Consider the following 1,124-nt stretch of genomic DNA (forward strand, 5'->3'; position numbering starts at 1 on the left):
CTGAGAATGCGCGCGGTGTGGGAACTGGGCGATTGTGCGAGCCGTTGGCGGGGAGGCACATCGGGTGGGTTCAATGGTGGGAAGGATGCTGGCCTCATGCGGGTAGGCACGGTCGGGCAGGTGCGTTTCGGCAGTATCACAGGGGGAGAACGCATCGGACGATTAACCGGCGCGCGCATTGTGGCGGTGGGGTGAGTGTTTGCGTGGTGGGGTGGCCTGGTTTCGCGGATCCGGTTCGTGGTCATCGGGGTGGTGGCCGCGGGCATGCTCGGTTTGGCCGGTTACGGGGCCGGGCTCGCGGATCATCTGAGTTCGGGCGGAATGTTCGACCCGACCTCGGAGTCCTCAGCAGCCGCGCGGCTGGCTGATACGGCGTTCGGGCGCAACCACGACGGTGATGTCCTCGTCCTTTACACCGCCCCCGAGGGGAAGACGGTCGACGACCCCGAGTTTTCGGCCAAGGTCGTCGAAAGCCTCAACAATCTGCCGCGGCGATTCCCGGAGCAGATCTCGGGGATCACCGCCGCCTACTGGCGCACCGAAACCGGAAAATTCAGTGGCCCCCAAGTCGCGACCGACGATCGCAGACAAGCCTTCGCGGCGATCGCATTGCACGGCGATGACGACACGACGATGGTCCGTAACTTCCGGGCCGTGAAGGGCGCCTTCGACATCGCCGGCGTCGATGTGCAGGTGGGCGGGTTACAGCCGGTGGCCGGTGCCCTCAACGACACTATTGCCGACGATATCCACCGGATGGAGTTGCTGGCCTTTCCCGTCGTCGGGCTGCTGTTGTTCTTCATCTTCGGCGGTCTTGTCGCTGCGTCGCTGCCGTTGGTCGTGGGCGGGCTGACGGTCTTCGGCGCCTTCGGCATCGTCAAGTTCCTCACCGAGTTCACCGAGGTCAACTCGTTTGTCTCCGCAGTGGTTTCGATGATCGGGTTCGGCCTTGCCATCGACTACGGACTGTTTATCGTCAGCCGGTTCCGCGAAGAACTCGCCGAAGGCTATGACACCGCTGCAGCCGTGCGGCGCACGGTCATGACCGCGGGCCGCACCGTTGTCTTCTCCGCGACGATGATCGTCGCCAGCGTCGGCGGGATGCTGCTGTTCCCGCAAGGATT

General features: G+C 64.2%; 1 protein-coding gene. It reads left to right on the forward strand.

The window, feature by feature from the left end:
* Window positions 1-195 precede the first annotated feature (195 nt).
* Window positions 196-1,124, forward strand: a 929-nt coding sequence (locus tag IBX18_RS41815; RefSeq protein ID WP_194838952.1) for an MMPL family transporter, incomplete at its 3' end; no start/stop codon positions are given.

This window comes from Nocardia sp. XZ_19_369 (assembly GCF_015355715.1).
In the GTDB taxonomy this organism is placed as follows: Bacteria; Actinomycetota; Actinomycetes; order Mycobacteriales; family Mycobacteriaceae; genus Nocardia.